Annotated in this window: 15 protein-coding genes; 8 read left to right on the plus strand and 7 right to left on the minus strand. The window is 75.4% G+C overall.

The window, feature by feature from the left end:
• Positions 1-140 precede the first annotated feature (140 nt).
• Positions 141-842 carry a DUF998 domain-containing protein gene (locus J2S46_RS19485; protein WP_191289004.1) on the plus strand — a complete coding sequence of 234 codons (702 nt, stop codon included), beginning with the start codon at positions 141-143 and terminating at the stop codon, positions 840-842.
• A gap of 163 nt (positions 843-1005) precedes the next feature.
• On the opposite strand, the gene J2S46_RS19490 is transcribed toward J2S46_RS19485, so the two are convergent.
• Entirely contained in the window at positions 1006-2196 is a 1191-nt protein-coding gene (locus J2S46_RS19490; protein ID WP_191289005.1) for an MFS transporter, read from the minus strand.
• A gap of 84 nt (positions 2197-2280) precedes the next feature.
• Between J2S46_RS19490 and J2S46_RS19495 the strand changes: the two genes are divergently transcribed.
• Both J2S46_RS19495 and J2S46_RS19500 read left to right on the plus strand, forming a co-directional pair.
• Positions 2281-3288, plus strand: coding sequence for an ArsR/SmtB family transcription factor (locus J2S46_RS19495; protein WP_191289006.1), 1008 nt, complete (start codon positions 2281-2283; stop codon positions 3286-3288).
• 84 nt (positions 3289-3372) lie between these two features.
• Positions 3373-3993, plus strand: coding sequence for a class I SAM-dependent methyltransferase (locus tag J2S46_RS19500; protein WP_191289007.1), 621 nt, complete (start codon positions 3373-3375; stop codon positions 3991-3993).
• Positions 3994-4018: 25 nt separating this feature from the next.
• Here J2S46_RS19500 and J2S46_RS19505 read toward each other — a convergent pair whose 3' ends face one another.
• Positions 4019-4606, minus strand: a complete 588-nt coding sequence (locus J2S46_RS19505) for a MarR family winged helix-turn-helix transcriptional regulator (RefSeq protein WP_229912395.1) — start codon at positions 4604-4606, stop codon at positions 4019-4021.
• Between the two features lie 67 nt (positions 4607-4673).
• On the opposite strand from J2S46_RS19505, the gene J2S46_RS19510 reads away from it, so the two are divergent.
• Positions 4674-5240: an isochorismatase family protein gene (locus tag J2S46_RS19510; RefSeq protein ID WP_229912396.1), complete on the plus strand. Its 567-nt coding sequence runs from the start codon at positions 4674-4676 to the stop codon at positions 5238-5240.
• 278 nt (positions 5241-5518) lie between these two features.
• Complete coding sequence (locus tag J2S46_RS19515; RefSeq protein WP_191289008.1) at positions 5519-6823, plus strand: glycoside hydrolase family 3 N-terminal domain-containing protein; 1305 nt, start codon at positions 5519-5521, stop codon at positions 6821-6823.
• 147 nt (positions 6824-6970) lie between these two features.
• Here the strand turns inward: J2S46_RS19515 and J2S46_RS19520 are convergent, their stop codons facing one another.
• From J2S46_RS19520 to J2S46_RS19530, 3 genes are all read right to left on the minus strand, one after another.
• On the minus strand, positions 6971-8497 hold the full coding sequence (locus J2S46_RS19520) for an MFS transporter (RefSeq protein WP_370882206.1): 1527 nt from the start codon (positions 8495-8497) through the stop codon (positions 6971-6973).
• 75 nt (positions 8498-8572) lie between these two features.
• Positions 8573-9061: a MarR family winged helix-turn-helix transcriptional regulator gene (locus tag J2S46_RS19525; RefSeq protein ID WP_191289009.1), complete on the minus strand. Its 489-nt coding sequence runs from the start codon at positions 9059-9061 to the stop codon at positions 8573-8575.
• A 91-nt stretch (positions 9062-9152) separates the two neighbouring features.
• A complete protein-coding gene (locus J2S46_RS19530; RefSeq protein WP_191289010.1) occupies positions 9153-9662 on the minus strand; it encodes a DinB family protein in 510 nt (169 codons plus the stop codon).
• Between the two features lie 271 nt (positions 9663-9933).
• Between J2S46_RS19530 and J2S46_RS19535 the strand changes: the two genes are divergently transcribed.
• Positions 9934-10716, plus strand: coding sequence for an ArsR/SmtB family transcription factor (locus J2S46_RS19535; protein WP_191289011.1), 783 nt, complete (start codon positions 9934-9936; stop codon positions 10714-10716).
• Between the two features lie 149 nt (positions 10717-10865).
• Positions 10866-15146 (plus strand): bifunctional nitrate reductase/sulfite reductase flavoprotein subunit alpha, encoded by a 4281-nt coding sequence (locus J2S46_RS19540; RefSeq protein WP_307350642.1) that lies wholly within the window; start codon positions 10866-10868, stop codon positions 15144-15146.
• Positions 15147-15174: 28 nt separating this feature from the next.
• Here the strand turns inward: J2S46_RS19540 and J2S46_RS19545 are convergent, their stop codons facing one another.
• Entirely contained in the window at positions 15175-15864 is a 690-nt protein-coding gene (locus J2S46_RS19545; protein ID WP_191294644.1) for a rhomboid-like protein, read from the minus strand.
• A gap of 211 nt (positions 15865-16075) precedes the next feature.
• Here J2S46_RS19545 and J2S46_RS19550 point away from each other — a divergent pair, with 211 nt between their 5' ends.
• Entirely contained in the window at positions 16076-17119 is a 1044-nt protein-coding gene (locus J2S46_RS19550) for a TolB family protein (protein WP_191294643.1), read from the plus strand.
• Here the strand turns inward: J2S46_RS19550 and J2S46_RS19555 are convergent.
• Entirely contained in the window at positions 17107-17745 is a 639-nt protein-coding gene (locus J2S46_RS19555) for a hypothetical protein (RefSeq protein WP_229913427.1), read from the minus strand. The genes J2S46_RS19550 and J2S46_RS19555 overlap by 13 nt on opposite strands.
• Positions 17746-17753 lie beyond the last annotated feature (8 nt).

The following is a 17753-nucleotide window of genomic DNA, read 5'->3' on the forward strand; positions in this document are numbered from 1 at the left end:
GGTCGGGTCGTCCGGTGACTTGCTTCTGCCCAGACGTCGATCGGGGCGATGTGACAGGGAACGGCCACGTTCCCTGTCACATCGGCGGTTCGACGTGGAGGCGAGAACCGAGCAGCCCGCCCCGGAAAGAGAGACCCGCCATGAGCACCGTCCAGCTCCCCACCGCTTCCACCGGCACCGATGCCTCCACCACCACCGCACCCACCCCCGCGGCAGCCCGGGCCGGCACCCGGACCCTGCTGGCCTGCCTGGTCGTCGCGGCGCCGCTGTGGGCCGTCGTCTCGCTGGTCCAGGCGGGCTGCCGGGAGGGCTTCGACCTCACCCGGCACCCGCTGAGCGCGCTCAGCAACGGCTCCCTCGGCCGGCTGCAGATCAGCAACTTCCTGCTCGCCGGCCTGCTGACCACCCTCGGCGCGAAGGGCCTGCGCCGGGTGATGCACGGTACGCCCGGCGGCACCTGGGCGCCCCGGCTGGTCCGGGTGTTCGGCCTGGGCATGGTCGCGGCCGGCGTCTTCGTGATGGCCCCGGCCGACGGCTTCCCGGCGGGCACCCCGGCCGGGCCGCCCGCCACGCCCGGTCCGGGCGGTTACGGCCACATGGCGGCCGGCTCGATCGCCTTCACCGCCCTGATCGCCGCCTGCTACGTCCTCGGCCGCCACTTCTCCCGGGCCGGGCAGCGGGGTGCGGCGATCGCCTCCCGGGTGGCCGGCACCGCGCTGCTGCTGGGCGACGGCTGGGCGATGGGCGGCGGCCCGGCCGGCACGGTGACCCTGGCCGTCGGCGTCATCACCGCGATGCTCTGGGTCTCCGTGGTCGCCGCCCGCGCCCGCCGCACCGCCTGAGTCCCGCCGGACCGGCGGACGCACGGACGCACGAACAGGCGAGGGACGGACAGCCGGACGCACGGACGAGGACCCCGACCGGAAACCCGGTCGGGGTCCTCCCCTGCCGCCTGAGGACCCCCGTACCCCAGGCCTCCCACGCCCCGGCGCCGCCGGGCGGCCCTCAGGCCGCGAGCGCGTGGTCGGTACGGTGGGCGACCCGGCCGCGCAGGGCGAAGGTCGCCGCCGAGCTGAGCAGGCCGCCGAGCAGCGCGATCCACCACAGGGCGTTCGCGCCGAGACCGGTGTAGAGGGTGACGCCCAGAGTGAGGGCGGCGAACCGGGCGAGCCCCCAGGTCCAGCTGAAGGCGCCCTGGTAGCGGCCGCGGGCGTGCGCCGGGGCGAGGTTGGCGACCATCGCGGCGGCGATCCCGGCCACGACGGCCTCGCCCAGCGACCAGACGACCACCGAGAGGGCGAAGCCGGCGATGCTGTCCGCGAGGCCGGTGAGCGCCACCCCGACGGCGATCAGCACACTGCCGGCGGCCTGGACGGGCAGCTGCGGCAGCCGGGCCAGCCAGGCCGTCGCGAACGGCTGGACGCCCACCACCAGCAGGGCGTTGACCGCCGCCATGGCGCCGTACACGGCCGGCGTGAGCCCGCTGTCGTGGACGGCCAGCGGCAGCGCGACCTCGGTCAGCGAGTAGACGAAGAGCTGCACGCCGAACAGCGGGAGCAGCGCCATCAGCAGGCCGTCCCGCAGGACGACGCCGTAGCCGACGCCGTCCCGGTCGCCCGCCGGCGCCTTCGCCACCGGCCCGGTCTCGCGCAGCCGGGTCACCACGAGGGCGTAGACCAGCATGGTGCCGGCGTCCACCGCGAAGAGCAGCCGGTAGCCGTGCTCGGCCAGGTAGCCGCCGAGCACCCCGGCCGCCGCCGTACCGATGTTGACGCCCCATCCGAACAGGGCGTACGCGCGCCGGCGGCGCTCCGCGTCCACCGCGTCGGCCATCAGCGCGTACGCGGCCGGGCCGACCGTCGCCCCGGCGGCGCTGAGCAGCAGTGCGGCGGCGGCCATCGTGGCCACGCCGGGCGCCACGTACAGCGCCCCCTGCGCCACCGCCGCGCCGAGCAGCCCGATCAGCATCGTCGGACGGCGCCCGATCCGGTCGGCGAGCAGGCCGCCGACCGCCGGTCCGAGCAGGTTGCCCGCCCCGAGGGCCCCGAGCACGTACGAGGTCTCGCTGCCGGTGACGCCCCGGGCCGCCAGGAAGAACACCAGGAAGGGGGTGACCAGGTAGCCGAGCCGGTTGACGATGGTGCCGGCGAACAAGGTCCAGACGGTGGGCGGGAGTCCGCGGAAGGTGGAGAGCATGGGACGAGCCTGCGGCCGCACCGCCCCCGGGCACCATTGATTAAGCTGAGACCGAATCAGTCGGGCCAACCTGGAGGGTGACGGATGGAGTCGGGGCTGAGCTTCTCCGCGGCGGACCTGGCGCAGACCCGCTTCGCGGTCTCCCCGATGTGGGAGGTCGTCACCAGCTTCCGGCTGCTCAGGGCGCAGGCCGAGCCGCCGGTGCACCGGCGCTGGGCCGCGCAGGTGGGCCCCCGGCTGGTGCGGGCCGGGCTCGGCCGCGGGTGGCTGGCCGAGCTGATCCCCGCGCACGGCTATCTGGCCGACCTGCTCAATCCGACGCCGGCCAGTCCCTTCCCCGCCCTCGCGGCCGAGTTGGAGGCGATCCGGCGGACGGCGCCGGAGCGGGTCCGGACCGAGCTGGACGTGCTGGGCACCGAGCGGGACGCGGCCGCCTCCCCGCGGGTCCGGCTGCTCCGCGAGGACCCGGGGGCGGCGCTGGAGAAGGTGACGGCCGAGATCGAGGTGTACTGGGAGATCGCCCTCGCGCCCTACTGGGCCAGGATCCGCCAACTGCTCGAAGCCGACGTCTTCCACCGGGCCCGGCAGGTGGCCGAGCACGGCTCCGCCCACGTCCTCAACGAACTGCACGCCTCGGTGCGGTGGGACGACGGCACCCTGCACCTGGTCCGCCGGCACTGCGCGCTGACCCGGGACCAGGCCGGCTCGGGCCTGCTGCTGGTGCCCTCGGCCTTCGCCTGGCCACGCGTGCTGACCCGTTCGGTCCCGCCGGACCCTCCGCAGCTCGCCTACCCGGCCCGCGGCATCGGCACCCTCTGGGAGCCCCGGACCAGCACCTCCGCCGAGGCGGTCGCCGGCGTCCTCGGCCGCTCCCGGGCGCTGCTGCTGGCCGAGCTCGACACCCCGGCCTCCACCACCCAGCTGGCCAGGCACTGCGGCCTGTCCGCGGCCGGCGTCTCCCAGCACCTCACCGCCCTGCGGGACGCCGGCCTGGTCACCGCCCACCGCAGCGGCCGGTCCGTCCTGTACGCCCGCACGGCCGTCGCGGACGCCCTGCTCTGCCCGGCGCGGGGCGCCCTCGACCGGGCCTGACCCGCCCCGTCCAGGCCCCGGTGCCGAGCGCTCGGCACCGGCCCCCCGCCGGTGCCAGACTGGTGATGAGCGACGGAGGACGCCATGGGCTTCTACACGACGCAGGTCGTTCCGCGGATCATCAATGTCGCCTGCGGCATGAAGGAGGCCGATCCCCTGCGCCGACGGGTCTGCGACGGCCTGGCCGGCGAGGTCGTCGAGATCGGCTTCGGTTCCGGCCTCAACATCCCCTTCTACCCGGCGACGATCACCCGGGTCTCCGCCGTCGAACCGTCCGACCTGGGCTGGCGCCTGGCCGGCCGGCGGCTCGCGGCGACCAGGATCCCGGTGCAGCGCACCGGCCTGGACGGCCAGGCGCTGCTGTACCCGGACGACAGCTTCGACGCCGCGCTGTCCACCTGGACGCTGTGCACCATCCCGGACGCCGAGGCGGCCCTGCACGAGCTGCGCCGCGTCCTCAAGCCCGGCGCGGCCCTGCACTTCGTCGAGCACGGCCTGGCGCCGGACGAGTCGGTGCGCCGCTGGCAGCACCGGCTGGACCCGATGCAGCAGCGGTTGTTCGGCGGCTGCCACCTCACCCGCCCGATCGTCGACCTGCTGACGGAGGCGGGTTTCACCGTCACCGAACTGGACGTCTTCTACGAGAAGGGCGCCCCGAAGGTGATGGCCGCCGACTCCCTGGGCATCGCCACGACCGGGCACTGACCCGCCCGGCCCACCGGCGGCCGCGTCAGCCCGTCGGCAGGCCCCGGCCGGCGGCGAGCCGGCCGAGCAGTCCGGCGAGGACGGCGTGCTCCTGCCCGCTCAGGCCCTCCGCGAACTCCGCGTCCAGGGCGTGGGCCAGGGCGGAGCAGGTGGCGAGCAGCTCGCGGCCGTGATCGGTGAGGGTGAGCAGCTGGCGGCGGCGGTCGGCGGGGTCGCGGGTCCGCCGGATCGCGCCGAGGCCCTCCAGGTGGTCGGCGAACCCGACCACCAGGCTGGGCGCGACACCCATCACCCGGGCGACGTCGAGCTGGGAGGCGGCCAGGCCCTCGGACAGCACGATCATGAGGCCCACCTGCTTGGGCTTGAGCCCGTGGGGTTCGACTGCGGCGGCGAACCGTTCGGTGGCCATGGCCCCGAGGACCCCGAGCCGGAAGACGGTCGAGGCCTGGACCGGCGGGACGACGGGCGAGCCCCCACCCGCCGCGCCGACCGGCCGGGCGCCGGCGAAGGAGGAGCCGGCCGCGGAGCGAGCCTCGTAGCGGGTTTCGGCACGGGATTCGGCACGGGATTCGGCACGGGATTCGGCGCCGTCCTCGGCACTGACATCGGACATGCGGCCATGCTACATTCCCAAAATCATTCAAAGTTCGAATGATTCAAGCCCTGACCGAGGAGTCACCGTGCCCGATCTCTCCACCGTTCAGCTGCACGTCGCCGACCTGCAGGACGACATCGTCGGCCTGGCCGCCACCAACCCCGCCGGCACCCTGCGGCGGTCGGCCCGGGTCCTCGCGGACATGGCCCGCCTGCTGGACATCCCGGTCACCCTCTCGGCGGCGCCCCGGCCCGGCGGCCCGGCCGTGATCACCGAGCTGACCGACCGCCTGCCCGAGGCGCCGGTCTTCGTCCGCAGCGGCCCGTGCGCATGGGACGACCGGGCCGTCCGGCAGGCGATCACCGCCCACGGCCGACCCGACCTGGTGCTCTGCGGGGTGCTCACCGAGGTCGTGGTGCTGCACACCGCCCTGGCCGCCGTCGCGGCGGGCTTCACGGTGCAGGTCCTGGTCGACGCCTGCGGCGGCATGTCGGCCCGCACCGAGGAGGCCGCCCTGCGGCAGATCGAAGCGGCCGGCGGGCGTGTCACCAGCGTGGCGGGCTTCATCGCCGACCTGGTCCGCGACTTCACCACCCCCACCGGACGCGAGGCCGTCACCGGCCTGCACGGCCTGCTGGCGCCGGCGCACTGATCTCCGCACTGCGCTCCGCCGGTCACCACCGCCGCCCGCCGCCCGCCGCACCACCGCCCCGGGACCCCGGGGCGGGCGCCGCGACACCAGCCCCGCCCGCCCTCGCGGCTCGGCCGCAAACGGCCGGGCGGGGCGTAGCTTGAAAGGACATGGCAAGGGCGGGCCGCCGGCGGCCACCGCCACGACCAGGCCCTTCGCCTCTCGGAACCTTCCCGGAGCCCCGCCCCCGCGCAGCCGCCGACGCGCCGGCGGACCGGACGGCGCAGGAGGAGAAGGCCATGTCCTTGCGGACCGGATGGGTCGCCACCACCCTTGCCCTCCTGCTCGCTTCCGGCGCGGTGGCATCCTGCGGGTCCCCGCCGGGCAGCACCACCGGAACGGCGCGGACGACCGCCGCTCCCACCGGCACCGGCTCACCGGCCGCGCCGGACGGCTCGGCGCCGGCCGCCACCGCCCCGACGGCCGGCACCACCGCCACAGCCGCACCGAGTCCGACTCCGAGCAGGGGAGCACCGACCCTGAACCCGACCGCGCCGCAGCCCACCGGCCCGGCCGGCTCCGACGAAGGGGCCGACGAGCCGACCCCGGCCCAGCTTGCCGGCCGGCGGATCGTCTACTCCTACCCGGGCCTGACCCCACCGCCCGCCCTGCTGGAGGACATCCGCGCCGGGCTGGCGGCCGGGGTGATCTTCTTCGGCGAGAACGTCGCCGGCCCCGACCAGCTGCGCTCGGTCGTCCGGCAGTTGCGCGAGGCGCAGCAGCAGAGCCCGGTGCAGGTCCCGCTGCTGCTGATGACCGATCAGGAGGGCGGCCTGGTAAGGCGACTGCCCGGCGCCCCCGAACTGTCCGCCCGCCGGATCGGGCAGGCCGCCGACCCGGTGGCCGCCGCGACCGAGGCCGGCACCGGCGCGGGCACCAACCTGGCCGGCGTCGGACTCAACGTCAACCTCGCCCCGGTGCTGGACGTGTACGACGTGCCCGGCAACTTCGCCGACCGCGCCGAACGGTCCTTCAGCTCCGACCCCGACGTGGTCGCGGCCCTCGGCACGGCGTTCATCAGGGCCCAGCAGAAGACCGGCGTCGCGGCCACCGCCAAGCACTTCCCGGGGCTCGGCACGGCACCGGCGAACAGCAACACGGACACCGGCCCGGTGACCCTGCCGGCCGGGCTGAGCCGGCTGCGCGACGTCGACGAGGCGCCCTACCCGGACGCCGTCGCGGCCGGCGTCGGGCTCGTCATGCTCTCCTGGGCCGTCTACCCGGCCCTGGACCCGGACCACCCGGCCGGCCTGTCGTCCACGGTGGTCGAGCGGGAGCTGCGGGAGCGGATCGGCTTCGAGGGCGTCACCATCACGGACGCCCTGGAGGCCGGCGCCCTGCAGGCGGTCGGCACCACCGGCCAGCGCGCGGTGGCCGCCGCCCTCGCCGGCATGGACCTGCTGCTCTGCTCGGCCCGGGACACCGGCCAGGGCGAGCAGGCCGCGGCGGCCCTGGCCGAGGCCCTGAGCAGCGGCCGGCTCGACCGCGAGGAGTTCACCGCCGCCGCGGACCGGGTGACGGCGCTCCGGGCCGACCTGGACTGACCCCGGTACGGCCTGCGGGCCGGGGCCGCCCCGGCGCACGAGTGGGTCCGGGCGGCCCGGGCGCACGAGTGGGTCCGGGCGGCCCGGGCGCACGAGTGGGTCCGCGGCCTCCGGTCGGAGGCCGCGGACCCCGTCCGCGTGCCCGGGTCAGAGCCCGTGCGGCGCGGCCGACGCGGTGGCCTTCCCGGAGGCGGTGGCCTTGCCCGGCGCCCGGAGCATGACGAGGGCCAGGACGAACGCGGTGACGAGCAGTCCTGCGCCGACCGCGAAGGCGAGGTGGTAGCCGCCGGTCAGTGCCTCGGCCCGGCTCCGGCCGTCCGCGAGCAGACCGTCGGTGCGGGACGCGGCCAGTGTGGAGAGCACCGCGACGCCCAGCGCCATGCCGATCTGCTGGGTGGTGTTGAACAGCCCGGACGCCAGGCCTGCGTCGTCGGCCCCGGCGCCGGACATCCCGAGCGTGGTCAGCGCGGGCAGGGCGAGCCCGAACCCGGCCGCGAGCAGCATCACCGGCAGCAGGTCGGTGACGTAGTGGGCGTGCACCGGGATCCGGACCAGCAGACCGAGGACGCCGACCAGCAGGGCCAGCCCCGCCAGCAGGACGTTCCGCTCGCCGAAGCGGGCGTTGAGGCGGGCGGAGACGCCGAGCGACACCGCGCCGATCACCACGGCCGCCGGGAGCATCGCGAGGCCCGTCCGGGCGGCGCTGTAGCCGAGCACCTGCTGCAGGTGGAGGGCGACCAGGACCTGGAACGAGAACAGCGCGGCGACCATCAGGACCTGCACCAGGTTCGCGCCCCTGACTCCGCGCGGCCGGAGGATCCGCAGCGGCATCAGCGGGGTCCGCGCGGTGGCCTGCCGGGCGACGAAGCCGATCAGCAGGGCGAGGGAGAGCGCACCGAGGCCGAGCGTCCGCGCCGAGGTCCAGCCCTGCTCGCCGACCTTGACGACGGTGTAGATCCCCAGCATCAGTCCGGCGGTGACGAGCAGCGCGCCGAGCACGTCGGCCCCCGCCGCGAGGCCGGACCCCTTGTCCGCCGGGAGCGCCAGCTTGGCGCCGGCCAGCGCGGCGAGCCCGATCGGCAGGTTGATGATGAAGATCCAGTGCCAGTTGAGCGCGTCGGTGAGCACCCCGCCGAGCACCTGGCCGATCGAGGCGCCGGCGGCTCCGGTGAAGCTGAAGACGGCTATCGCCCTAGCCCGCTCGGCGGGTTCCACGAACAGCGTCACCAGGATGCCGAGGCTGACGGCGGCGGCCATCGCGCTGCCGACCCCCTGCAGGAACCGGGCGAGGACCAGCACGGCCGGCGAGCCGGCCACGCCCGCCAGGAGCGAGGCCGCGGTGAACACCGCGGTGCCGGCCAGGAACATCCGCCTGCGGCCGATCAGATCACCGAGCCGCCCGGCCAGCAGCAGCAGGCTGCCGAACGCGATCAGGTAGGCGTTGACCACCCAGCTCAGCCCCGCCGGGGAGAAGCCCAGGTCCTGCTGGACGGCCGGCATCGCCACGGTCACGACGCTGCCGTCGAGGACGACCATCAGCATCCCGCTGGCGATCACCGCGAGGGCGAGCCCGCGCGACCGGGGCCCGGCGGGGGCGGTCGGGCCGGGGAGCGAGGTCGGGCCGGGGAGCGGGGTCGGGCCGGGGGAATCGGAGACTACGGGCGTGGCAGGCATGGGTCTCTCCCGTCGGATGAGGTCAACGAGAGCGACCGTAGCAGATAGTCCCGTAATAGACGATCCTCTTCAGATCTACTTGCTGCGCTGGCGCGCCCGGCGGACCGGCTGGGGGTTCTCCACGGGGGTCGCCAAGGGCCCGCCGACCAGGCGGTTCAGCATCCGCAGGAAGACCTCCCGCTCGCCCTCCGGCAGCTCGGCCAGCGCCTCCCGGTGCACCTCGTCCACGATCACCTGGCTCTGCCCGGCCACCCGCGCCCCCTCCTCGGTGACCGCGATGATCCGGGCCCGCCGGTCCTTGGCGGAGGGGCGGCGCTCGGCGAGACCGGCCTCCTCCAGCGCGTCCACCGTGACCACCATGGTGGTCTTGTCCATGCCGCCGATCTCGGCCAGCTGGATCTGGGTGCGCTCCTCCTCCAGGGCGTGGACCAGCACGCAGTGCATCCGCGCGGTCAGCCCGATCTCGGCGAGCGCGGCCGACATCCGGGTCCGCAGGACGTGACTGGTGTGGTCCAGCAGGAAGGACAGGTCAGGTTGGTTGCGCGCGGGCGCCATGGCGGTCATGCCCACCAGGATAGGCAAGTAGGTCCGTAGCGGATTATCCGAAGCAGGATCCAGATCCCGGCGCCCGGAGCCGCCGCCGGGCCGACGACGCCTACCCCATGGTCCTGGCGCCGTCCAAGGACTCCCGGATGATGTCGGCGTGCCCCGCGTGCTGCGAGGTCTCGGCGATGATGTGCAGCACCACCCGCCGCACCGACCAGCGCGCTCCGGGTTCGAACCACGGCGCCTGCGGGAGCGGGTGGGCCACGTCCAGGTCGGGCAACGTCGCCACCAGCTCGTCGGTCCGCCGGGCCACCCGCTCGTACTCGTCGAGCAGTCCGGCCAGCGTCTCGTCCCCGACCATCCGGAACTGGTTCTCCCAGTCCCCCGGGTCGCTCACCATCGCCTCGGCGCCGCCGACCGCGAAGCGCATCCAGCCCGCCTCGACGCCGGCCACGTGCTTGATCAGGCCGCCCAGGCAGAGCGCGCTGACCGTGGTACGGCGGGCCGCCTCCTCGTCGGTGAGGCCCTGGACGGTCTGCCGCAGGAAGCCGCGGTGCCGCGCGAGCGTCTGGAGCAGATCGGCGCGCTCGCCGGCGGGAGCCTCCCGAAGAGCCGACATGGCACCTGCCTCCTCCGACGTCCAACGGGTAGGGGCCGCACCCGGTGCGGTCCGGCCGCCCGGGCCCGACGGCCCGGCTGCCACCCAACCACACGGCGCGGCCCGCTCCGCGGAACCGGGCCGGGCCGTCCCCGGTTCGGCCCACCGGGCCCGCGGGCACCGCCGGCCCCGGCCGCAGGCCGGGCCCCCAGGGGCGGGTCGTCCCCGTGGTCGGAACCAACAGTTCCGCCGTTCGGTGCCCGCCGAAGCGTCCGGCGCGCATCATGGACGCATGTCACTCGCCGAGGTCGCCGGACTGCTCGCCGACCGGACCAGGGCCGCCTTCTGCCTGGCCCTGCTGGACGGCCGGGCCTGGACCGCGGGCGAGCTGGCCCGGCACGCCGAGGTCTCGCCGTCCACCGCCAGCGAGCACCTCTCCCGGCTGGTCGCGGGCGGCCTGCTCGCCGAGGAGCGCCAGGGCCGGCACCGCTACCTCCGGCTGGCCGGCCCGGCCACCGCGACCATGATCGAGGACCTCTGCTCCTACGCCGCCGGGGCGCCCACCGCCCCGGGGCCGGACCAGGCCCCGGCCCGGCCCGGGGGCCTGCGGGAGTCCGGCCGGCTCGGCGCCGAGGCCCGCGCCCGGACGTGCTACGACCACCTCGCCGGGCGGCTCGGGGTGGCCGTCGCCGACGCCGCGCTGGCCCGCGGGCTGGTCGCGGACGACGCCGGGCTCGTCCTCACCGCTACGGGCCTGGACCGGCTCGCCGGGCTGGGGGTCACGGCGGCCGAGCTGAAAGGGTCCCGTCCGGTGGTCCGCGGCTGTCTCGACCGGACCGAGCGCCGCACCCACCTCGCGGGGGCCGTCGGCGCGGCGCTCGGCCGGCGCGCCTTCGAGCTGGGCCGGGTGGAGCGGATCGGTACCGGCCGGGCCCTGCGGACCACCCCGGCGGGCCGCCGGGACCTGCGGGAGCTGCTCGGGATCGAGGTACCGGTGCAACCACCGCCGCCGGCACTCGGCTCACACCCCGTCGGGCACGGCTGTGCGGCCGACGTAACCCCTGGCCACGGGTGATGTGACGTCCGCGCAACCGGCACCGCCTACGGTCCCCCTGTGGGACCGGCCCACCGACGGCCGACCGTGCCCCTGCCGTGGGGGCGGTGCACCGCCGTCTCCCGAGAAGCGGCCCTGCGAGATGCGGTCCTCCGAGAAGGGGTCTGTCCGTGACGGCACCTAGCCCACCGAGCGCCACCGGCACGGTGAAGACCGTCTGCTCGTACTGCGGTGTGGGCTGCGGCATGCTGCTCGACGTCGCGATCGACACCGGCACCGGACGGCGCACGGTGGTCAAGGCGTACGGTGACAGGGCCCACCCGGCGAACGGCGGCCGGCTCTGCACGAAGGGCGCCACCAGTGCGGACATGCTGGCCGCGCCGGGCCGGCTGGGGACGGCGCTGGTACGCGCCGCGCGGGACGAACCGGCGGTGCCCACCGACGTGGACGTGGCCGTGAGCGCGGTCGCGCGGCGGTTGCGGGGGATCCTGGAGGAGCACGGGCCGGACGCGTTGTCGTTCTACGTCTCGGGGCAGATGTCGATCGAGGCGCAGTACCTGGCGAACAAGTTGGCCAAGGGTTTCGTGCGGACGAATCAGATCGAGTCGAACTCGCGGCTGTGCATGGCGTCGGCGGGTACGGGTTACAAGTTGTCGTTGGGGGCGGACGGGCCGCCGGGGTCGTACGGGGATTTCGAGGGCGCGGACGCGTTCCTGGTGATCGGTGCGAACATGGCGGACTGCCATCCGATCCTGTTCCTGCGGATGATGGAGCGGGTGCGGTCGGCGGGGGCGAAGCTGATCGTGGTGGATCCGCGGCGCAACGCCACCGCGGAGAAGGCGGATCTGTTCCTGCAGATCAGGCCGGGTACGGATCTGGCGTTGCTGAACGGTCTGCTGCACCTGCTGGTGGAGGGCGGGCACACCGATCCGGGGTTCGTCGCGGAGTTCACCGAGGGCTGGGAGGCGATGCCGGCGTTCCTGGCGGACTACCCGCCGGCGCGGGTGGCGGAGATCACCGGTCTGGCGGAGGCGGACATCCGGCTGGCGGCGCGCTGGATCGGGGAGGCCGGTGAGTGGACGAGCTGCTGGACGATGGGCCTCAACCAGTCCACCCACGGCACCTGGAACACCAACGCGCTGGTCAATCTGCACCTGGCTACCGGGGCGATCTGCCGTCCCGGGTCCGGGCCGCTCTCCCTGACCGGGCAGCCCAACGCCATGGGCGGCCGGGAGATGGGCTACATGGGTCCGGGTCTGCCCGGCCAGCGCTCCGTGCTGGTCGACGCGGACCGCGCCTTCGTCGAGGACCTCTGGGGGTTGGAGAGCGGCGCCCTGCGCACGGACGTCGGGCGCGGCACGGTGGAGATGTTCGAGCGGATGGCCGCCGGGGACATCAAGGCCTGCTGGATCATCTGCACCAACCCGGTCGCCTCGGTCGCCAACCGCCGTACCGTCATCGCGGGTCTGGAGGCCGCCGAACTGGTCGTCACCCAGGACGTGTTCGCCGACACCGAGACCAACGCCTACGCCGACGTGGTCCTGCCGGGGACGCTGTGGGCGGAGTCCGAGGGCGTGATGGTCAACTCGGAGCGGAACCTCACCCTGGTGCCCGGCGTGATCGATCCGCCCGGTCAGGCCACCCCGGACTGGCAGCTGATCGCCCGGGTCGCCTGCGAGATGGGCTTCGCCGAGGCCTTCAGTCACGGCTCCGCCGAGGAGGTCTTCGACGAGCTGCGCCGGGCCTGGAACCCCAGCACGGGCTGGGACCTGCGCGGGGTGACGTACGAGCGGCTGCGCGAGGTGCCGGTGCAGTGGCCGGCGGCGCCCGGCGGCCCGGACCGCAACCCGATCCGCTACCTCAACGACGGTGTCAGCCAGGCCCTCGTCGAGCGCCCGGACGGCAGCCGGCCGCGGCTGGTGTTCCCCACGCCCAGCGGCCGGGCCCGGTTCTTCGCCCGCCCGCACCTGCCCGCCGCCGAACTCCCCGACGACGACCACCCCTTCGTCCTCAACACCGGCCGTCTGCAGCACCAGTGGCACACCCTCACCAGGACCGGCAAGGTCGCCAGGCTCAACAAGCTCAACCCCGGCCCCTTCGTCGAACTGCACCCCGAGGACGCCCGGCGGCTCGGCATCGCCGAGGGGGACCACGTCGAGGTCGCCTCCCGGCGCGGGCGCGCCGTGCTGCCCGCCGTGGTCACCGACCGGGTCCGCCCCGGCGACTGCTTCGCGCCCTTCCACTGGAACGACCTCTTCGGCGAGTACCTCGCCGTCAACGCCGTCACCAACGACGCCGTCGACCCGCTCTCCTTCCAACCCGAGTTCAAGGCCTGCGCGGTCTCACTGACCAAGGTCGCCGCACCGGCCCGGCCCGGGGCCGGCGCGCGGCCGGCCGAGGCGGCGCCCGCCCCGACCGCCGAAGCCCCGGTCCCCGAAGCGTCGGCCGCCGGGCCCGCCCCGGGGCAGCCGGGCACCGGCCCCGCCGCGCTGCTGGCCCGTGCCCTCGGGGTCGCCGACCTCGTGCCGCCCGACTTCGACCCGGACGAACGCCGGTACCTGGCCGGCTACCTGGCCGGCCTCGGCAGCGCCGGTCGACCGGGCGCCGGCGGGGCCGTACCCGTGCTGCCCGTCGAGGCCCCGCTCGACCCGGACCGCGCCCGCTGGGTGAACGGGCTGCTGGCCGGGCTCTACTCCCGGGCCCCGCTCGCCCCGCCGGCGCCGCGGGCCGCGACGGGCGACGGCCCGGACGTCAGGGTCGGCGGCAACGTCGGGGGCGGCGTCGGCGGCGAGCCGGCGTCCGAGGTGGTCGTCCTCTGGGCCTCGCAGACCGGGAACGCGGAGCGGGCCGCCGCCGGCGCCGCCCGCCGGCTGACCGAGGCGGGCTGGGCCCCCCGGCTGCTCAGCATGGCCGACAGCACCCCCGGCACGCTGCCGCCCGGGGTCCCCGTCCTGATCGTCACCAGTACCTTCGGCGACGGCGGGGCCCCCGACAACGGCGCCGGCTTCTGGGACGCCCTCGCCGCCGACGGGCACCCGGGGATCGGCGACCTGCCGTACTCGGTGCTCGCCCTGGGGGACTCCGGCTACGACGACTTCTGCGGTCACGGCCGCCGGCTCGACCAGCGCCTCGGCGAACTCGGCGCCACCCGGCTGACCCCCCGGGTCGACTGCGAACCGGACGACGACCGGGCCGCCGCCCGCTGGCTGGAGGAGGTCCTCGCCGCCCTGGCCGTCCGGCGCGCCGCCAGGGCCCGGGCCGCACGGCTGTCCGCCGCACCGAAGTCCGCCGCACCGGCAGGCTCCGGCTACTCCAAGACCTCGCCGTTCGCCACCCTGCTGATCGGCAACCGGGTCCTCAGCCTGCCGGGCTCCGGCAAGGAGGTCCGGCAGTTCGCCTTCGACACCCGGGGCGGGGAGCACGGCGACCTCGGCTACGAGGCCGGCGACGCGCTCGGCGTCTGGCCCGCCAACTGCCCCGACCTGGTCGCGGAGTGGCTGGCCGTCACCGGACTGGACCCGGACGACGTCGTCCCGCTGGCCGGGGGCGGCGCGGCCGGGCCGGCCGCCGTCCCGCTGGGCGAGGCCCTGCGGACCCGCCTGGAGATCGCCCGGATCACCCCCGGCCTGCTGCGCTTCGTCGCCGAGCGGACCGGCGACCGCGACCTCAAGCGGCTGCTGCGCCCGGACAACAAGGGCGAGCTGGCGCGCTGGAGCTGGGGGCGGCAGGCCGTCGACGTGGTCGGCGCCCACCCCGTCCGGGCCACCGCCCAGGAGTGGGGCGGTGTCCTCAAGCGCCTCCAGCCTCGCCTGTACTCGATATCGTCCAGCCCGCTGGCCCACCCCGGCGAGGTGCGGCTGACCGTCTCCGTGGTCCGGTACGCGAACGAGGCGGGTCGCGGCCGCAAGGGCGTCTGCTCCGGGTACCTGGCCGACGCGGCGGACGACGGCCCGGTGCCGGTGTTCGTCCAGCGCTCGCCGCACTTCGGACCGCCCGCCGACCCCACCACGCCGATGGTGATGGTCGGGCCGGGGACGGGCGTGGCGCCGTTCATCGGGTTCCTGGAGGAGCGTCAGGCCCGTGGGCACACCGGCCCGAACTGGCTGTTCTTCGGCGAGCAGCGGGAGGCCACCGACTTCTACTACCGCGAGGAGCTCGACGGGTTCCGCCGCTCCGGCCACCTGGACCGCCTCGACCTGGCCTTCTCCCGCGACCAGCGCGCCAAGATCTACGTCCAGGACAAGATGCGCGAGCACGGCCCGCGACTGTGGGACTGGCTGCAGAACGGCGCCCACTTCTACGTCTGCGGGGACGCCGGCCGGATGGCCAAGGACGTCGACCTGGCCCTGCGCGAGATCGTCGTCAACCACGGCGGCCTGACCGAGGAGGAGGCCGTCGGGTACCTGAAGCAGCTCGCCGCCGAGAAGCGCTACGTCCGGGACGTCTACTGACGGCGGGCCCGGCCGGCCGCCGACCCGCTCAGGGCGCCGGCGCCGGCCGCCGCCGCAATCGGCGCCAGGTCCGCCGGCCGGCCTCGACCGGGTCCCACAGGCCCGGGCGGGCGCGGACCAGCGGGTAGCAGGCCAGGCCCAGCAGCACGGCCGAGAAGTGGCCCACGCTGGTGAAGTCCCGGCCCTCGACCAGGGCGAGGCCGTAGAAGAACAGCAGCCCGCCGAGGTAGAGGTAGCGCCAGGGCGCGGTGATCCGGTACGTCAGCACGGCCTCGACACCGGCCAGGGCGTAGCTGACGCCGTAGTCCAGCGTGTAGACGGCGCTCTGCGGCGCGTGGCCGTGCTCGATCGCCCAGTAGAGGACGCCCTCGCTGAGGTAGGTGGCGCCGACGTGGGCGATCAGCAGCACCGCCAGCCAGCGCCCGGTGCCCAGCCAGCGCTCGGCCGGCACGTGGAAGATGTTGTAGAGGACGAAGTAGAAGTACCAGCCGCCGCCCGCGATCCACATCGCGCTGGTCACCAGCACCCGGACGGGCGACTCGGAGAGCTGGTGGAGGTTGGTCGAGCGCCGCTCCAGGATGTGCTCGGCCGTCTCTGGTGACACGTGCCGGATCACCACCGTGGTCGCGAACAGGATCACCAGCCAGATGTGGGTGCCGGGGGCGCGTCGGACGTACGCCCAGTAGGCGCGGGCCGCGCGGGCGAGGTGCGTCGGCACGGGCGGGTCCCCTCCGGCAGGGCCGGCCTGGCGCGGCCGGCATCAGGCCCAGCCTGCTGGACGGGCGGCCCGGGGACGCCCCGCACTGCTCCGACCGGGTGAGGCGGGCGGCCGCGGCATCCGTAGCAGGGCTGTGACATGCGCCACATCGATTCCGGAAGCCGGACTGCCACCCTGCTGGGACCGTCACCGTTCCCGGGGGGAAGCACCGATGTCCGTACGCACCCGCCTGAGCACCGTCGCCGCCGTGGCCCTCACCACCGCCGTCACCGCCGGCGCCGCCGCACTGCTGGCCGGCTGCGGCCCGGAGAACCCCGGCGGACCGGCGGCCGCCCCGCCCGTCACCGCCCCGCCCGTCACCGCCGCGCTGTCCGGGGCCGGGACGGCGCCGGCCCCGAGCGGCACCGCCGCCCCCGCCACGACGGCCGCCACCCCGGCCGCCGTCAACGGCACCGCGGGCAACCACCTGACCGTCAGCAACGGCACCGACCACGTCCTGATGAACGGCACCTCGGTCGACTTCGGCACCGTCGTCCGGGACCTCGCGTGGTCGCCGGACGGCGCCAAGGCGGCCTTCGTCGACGGCGCCGGCAACCTGATGGTCGCCGACCCGGACGGCAGCGGCCGGGTCCTGGTCGCCCGGGCCCCGGGCGGGGAGACCTGGTCCCACCCCACCTGGCAGGTCAGCTCCGTGGTGCCGGACGTCGAGGTGCCCCTGAAGAACACCATCTTCTTCGCCGCCGCCAAGGGCGGTGTCTCCCGGCTCAAGGGCATCGCCGCCACCGCCGTGGACGGCACGCCGGAGGTGCTGTCGCTGGGCGCCGAGGAGGGCCCGGACATCGAGCCGCTCCCGCAGACCGGCAACACCTGGCCGAGCGCGGCGGGCCCGCACGGCACCGCCGTCTACGCGAACAGCGGCACCGGTGAGGTCTACATCCGGGACGACTTCCTGCGCCAGCAGGGCAGCCCGCTCCTCCCCGGGTCCCAGCCCGCGCTGGCGCCGGGCGGGGAGGACCTGGTGTTCGTCCGGTCGGTGGGCGGCCACGACCACGTCTTCGAGGGCGAGGTGGCCCGGCGGCCGGCCAAGGACCTCACCCCGGGCGCCACCACCGACTTCACCGAGCCGGCGTGGTCCCCCGACGGCAGGACCCTGGCCGTCCGGGCGCCCGACGGCATCTACACCCTCCCGGTGGACGGGTCCGCCGCGCCGGTGAGGATCTCCACGTACACCGGCCTGCCGGCCTACCGGCCCTGACGGCCCGGCGGCGGCTCGCGCAGGGCGTCCCGGCGCCCGGGCGGCCGACCGGTGCGGGCGATCTCGGCCCGCAGCTCGGCCAGCTGCTCGTCGGCCAGGCCGTACGGGAGGAACTCGGCCAGGCCGAGGAAGCGGAACAGCACCTGGGAGCCGGTGACGGCGTACTCGTAGTCGCCGAAGCCCGCCACCGCGCCGACGGCGCCCCTGGCCGCACCCCGGACGACGTGCCCGGTCAGCTCGTCCGGGGTGTCGGCCGACAGCCCGCGCCGCGCGCCGGGCCGGGCCAGGTACGGGCAGACCATCGAGGCGTACAGCATGCAGACCCGGTGGCCGGGGGCCTCCGGGGTCGGCGCGAGGTTGCGGTACGGGCGTCCGGCGGCCAGCGCGTCGGCGATCGCGGCGCACTCCGCCGGGCCGACCACCCGCCAGACCGGGCCGGGCGCCATCTCCCGGTCGCAGACCGAGCAGCGCCGGCCCCGCGCGCAGTCGGCGCTGCGGCCGTGGTCGGTGCGCGCGAACTGCGGCTCGCCCCCGGTCCAGGGGGTGATGGCCGGCACCGGGTAGCCACGGGTGTCGCGGGGCCTGGCCTCGACGGCCGGCGGCATCGGAACGCGGTCGAAACGCACCCCTCCTG

Origin of the sequence: Kitasatospora herbaricolor, assembly GCF_030813695.1 — a bacterium.
In the GTDB taxonomy this organism is placed as follows: Bacteria; Actinomycetota; Actinomycetes; order Streptomycetales; family Streptomycetaceae; genus Kitasatospora; species Kitasatospora herbaricolor.

What these genes read in the sequence shown, in the direction of transcription:
- J2S46_RS19500 (WP_191289007.1), top strand. Translation starts at nt 3,373, where the DNA reads ATGGGCTTCTACACGACGCAGGTCGTTCCGCGGATCATCAATGTCGCC.
- J2S46_RS19550 (WP_191294643.1), top strand. Translation starts at nt 16,076, where the DNA reads ATGTCCGTACGCACCCGCCTGAGCACCGTCGCCGCCGTGGCCCTCACC.
- J2S46_RS19490 (WP_191289005.1), bottom strand. Translation starts at nt 2,196, where the DNA reads ATGCTCTCCACCTTCCGCGGACTCCCGCCCACCGTCTGGACCTTGTTC.
- J2S46_RS19505 (WP_229912395.1), bottom strand. Translation starts at nt 4,606, where the DNA reads ATGTCCGATGTCAGTGCCGAGGACGGCGCCGAATCCCGTGCCGAATCC.
- J2S46_RS19495 (WP_191289006.1), top strand. Translation starts at nt 2,281, where the DNA reads ATGGAGTCGGGGCTGAGCTTCTCCGCGGCGGACCTGGCGCAGACCCGC.
- J2S46_RS19530 (WP_191289010.1), bottom strand. Translation starts at nt 9,662, where the DNA reads ATGTCGGCTCTTCGGGAGGCTCCCGCCGGCGAGCGCGCCGATCTGCTC.
- J2S46_RS19525 (WP_191289009.1), bottom strand. Translation starts at nt 9,061, where the DNA reads ATGACCGCCATGGCGCCCGCGCGCAACCAACCTGACCTGTCCTTCCTG.
- J2S46_RS19535 (WP_191289011.1), top strand. Translation starts at nt 9,934, where the DNA reads ATGTCACTCGCCGAGGTCGCCGGACTGCTCGCCGACCGGACCAGGGCC.
- J2S46_RS19485 (WP_191289004.1), top strand. Translation starts at nt 141, where the DNA reads ATGAGCACCGTCCAGCTCCCCACCGCTTCCACCGGCACCGATGCCTCC.
- J2S46_RS19515 (WP_191289008.1), top strand. Translation starts at nt 5,519, where the DNA reads ATGTCCTTGCGGACCGGATGGGTCGCCACCACCCTTGCCCTCCTGCTC.
- J2S46_RS19520 (WP_370882206.1), bottom strand. Translation starts at nt 8,497, where the DNA reads ATGCCTGCCACGCCCGTAGTCTCCGATTCCCCCGGCCCGACCCCGCTC.